This window comes from Streptomyces sp. x-80 (assembly GCF_046549095.1).
In the GTDB taxonomy this organism is placed as follows: Bacteria; Actinomycetota; Actinomycetes; order Streptomycetales; family Streptomycetaceae; genus Streptomyces; species Streptomyces celluloflavus.
Genome location: NZ_JAJPWM010000061.1, coordinates 1 through 2,687, shown reverse-complemented (window position 1 = coordinate 2,687; position 2,687 = coordinate 1). Strand labels below are relative to the sequence as shown.

The following is a 2,687-nucleotide window of genomic DNA, read 5'->3' as shown; positions in this document are numbered from 1 at the left end:
TGTGCCATCTCATGACATTGGTTCCTCGCGGTCAGGCTTGGCGAGCATAGGACGTGAGGCGATCGGCGAGCGCGGTGACGAGGTCGCGCAGTTCATCGGGGCGCTCGATGACGAACGGCCGGTCGAGTGAGGCAAGTACCGGAGGCAACCAGTCGAGCCGCTCCGCCCGCAGCTCGACGCGCAGCCAGCGCTCGGTCGCCCGGTCCTCGCCTGTCACGGGCGCGTACTCCTCCAGGCTCGCGACGCTGGCGGGAAGGTGGGCGCGGATCTGCTCAACCGTCCCGTGGATCCGCAAGGTCACCTCATGCCGGTACTCGGCCGTGGCGAACCCCGACAACACGCGCTGTGCCGGACCGGGACCCACGGGCGCTTCGAATGAGCCGGGCAGGGTCCTCGCGTCTGCGATGCGATCGAGCCGGAAGGTTCGGTCCTCGCCGATCCGAGCGTCCTTGCCCGTGACGTACCACCGGCCCGCATGGGCGACGATCCCGTACGCGTGCAGCGTGCGTTCGCTGCGCCGTCCGTCGCGGTCGGTGTAGCGGATCGAGACCGGTCGGCGGTGGCGCACCGCATCGGCGATGGTGAGCAGGACCCCGGCGTCCGGGGTGTCGAAATCATCGAGCTGATCCGTGAAGGCGAGAGATTCCAGGAGTGTGTCGAGCCGACGGGCGATGCGCTTGGGCAGCACCCGCCGGATCTTCGCCGATGCCGTCTCGCTCGCCGTGTGCTCCGTCGTCGTCAACCCTGCTCGGCGGCCGGCGACCAGGCCGAGCAGCACGGCCAGCGCCTCGTCGTCGCTGAGCATGAGCGGAGGCAAGCGGTACCCGGGGGCGAGCCGGTACCCGCCGTAGCGGCCGCGCACCGATTCCACGGGCACGTCCAGGTCGATCAGCTGGTCCACATACCGCCGCACGGTGCGCCCTTCGACGCCGAGCCGGTCGGCGAGTTCGGCCACCGTCCGGGTGCCGCCCGACTGCAGCAGCTCCAGGAGTGTCAGCACGCGGCCGGTGGGACGAGGCATGTTCGCAGCCTAACGCGAATACAGGACCGATTCTGTCCACTATTTCTCCTAGCCTGCGACGTGCACGCCTCCAGCACAGCCAAGGAGATCCCCATGGACTTCGTCTCGATCCGCATCATCACCAGCGACGTAGCGCGCCTCGTCGAGTTCTACGAGCGAGCCACAGGAGCGCGGGCGACGTGGGCCACCGAAGACTTCGCCGAACTCAGGACCGCGGGCGCCACCCTCGCGATCGCCGACACCCGCACCGTCCCGCTGTTCGCCCCGGGCTCTGCCCGCCCGGCGGGCAACCACAGCGTGATCACCGAGTTCCTCGTCGACGACGTGGACCGCGTTCACCAGAACCTGACCGGCTTCGTCACCGACTTCGTCACCGAGCCCACCACGATGCCCTGGGGCAACCGGTCGCTGCTGTTCCGTGACCCCGACGGCAACCTCGTCAACTTCTTCACCCCCGTCACCCCAGCGGCCATCGAAAAGTTCGCCCGCTGACGCCGCGCACAGCCGCTCACGCGGGAGCCCTGAGGGCCCAGGGCTCCCGGTGAACGCGGCCGCCGAGTCCAGGAGCGCCACCAGCAGGGGACACCGGAACGCACCGCTGACCCCCGAAGGACGTCTGCGCTTGTGTCTGCGGATCGACGCCGGACGTCCGACCGCGCACGTGGCTGCGGAAGCCGGAATCTCCCGCCGCTGCCTGGCCAAGTGGCACGCCCGCTGGCGCGCACACGGCGAGAACGGACTACTCGACCACTCCTCCCGCCCCGCCACCAGCCCCGCCCGCATCCCCGAGGACATCGCCGACCTGGTGGAGGCGCTACGGCGGCAGACCAAGTACAGGCCGGCCCGGCTCGCCGCCGACCTACAGCGGCTCCACGGCGTCACACTCGCGCCCGCGACCGTCCACCGCATCCTGGTGAGGCGAGGACTCAACCGGCTCCGGGACCTCGACCCACCGACCGGCGAGCAGCTGCGCGAGGTCATCCGCTACGAGCACGACCGGGTCGGCGACCTGGTCCACGTCGACGTCAAGAAACTCGGACGCATCCCGACCGGAGGCGGCTGGCGGATGCACGGTGTCGGCACCGAGTCCGCCCGCGCCTCCAAACGCACCGGACCCGGCACCGGCAAGGTCGGATACACGTACCTGCATTCGGCGCTCGACGACCACTCCCGACTCACCTACACCGAGGCCCTGGACGATGAGAAGGCCGTCACCGCGGTCGCCTTCTGGCACCGGGCCGTTGCCTTCTTCGCCGCCCACGGCATCACACCGATCCGCCGCTGCCTCACCGACAACGGCGCGTGCTACCGGTCTACGACCTGGGCTGACGCGCTCGCCGCGACCGGTACTAAGCACAAGCGGACCAGGCCGTACACGCCGCGCACGAACGGGAAGGTGGAGAGGTATAACGGGACGCTCTCCCGCGAGTGGGCGTACGTCCGCGACTACAGAACCGAGCGTGAACGCCGCGTCGCACTCGCGGAGTTCGTGAACTACTACAACCACGAGCGGCCGCACGCTGCGCTCGGCGGCCGACCGCCCATCAGCCGGACCGCCGGGAGCGACTACCGGATCGTCTTCGACCAGCCGCCCGAACCACTCGCGGACATCCCGCAGCAGCTCACCTTCGAGGACTTCGCGTAACCAAGGTCCCGAGACACCACA

General features: G+C 69.5%; 3 protein-coding genes. 2 read left to right on the top strand and 1 reads right to left on the bottom strand.

All coding sequences use genetic code 11. The features are described 5' to 3' along the window. Nucleotides 1–31: 31 nt before the first annotated feature. On the bottom strand, nucleotides 32–1,021 hold the full coding sequence (locus tag ACLJWH_RS41870) for a helix-turn-helix transcriptional regulator (protein ID WP_411147058.1): 990 nt from the start codon (nucleotides 1,019–1,021) through the stop codon (nucleotides 32–34). A 93-nt stretch (nucleotides 1,022–1,114) separates the two neighbouring features. On the opposite strand from ACLJWH_RS41870, the gene ACLJWH_RS41865 reads away from it, so the two are divergent. Continuing rightward, nucleotides 1,115–1,513, top strand: a complete 399-nt coding sequence (locus tag ACLJWH_RS41865; RefSeq protein WP_411147057.1) for a VOC family protein — start codon at nucleotides 1,115–1,117, stop codon at nucleotides 1,511–1,513. Between the two features lie 49 nt (nucleotides 1,514–1,562). Continuing rightward, nucleotides 1,563–2,666: an IS481 family transposase gene (locus ACLJWH_RS41860; protein ID WP_411147056.1), complete on the top strand. Its 1,104-nt coding sequence runs from the start codon at nucleotides 1,563–1,565 to the stop codon at nucleotides 2,664–2,666. The last annotated feature ends 21 nt before the right edge of the window (nucleotides 2,667–2,687 follow it).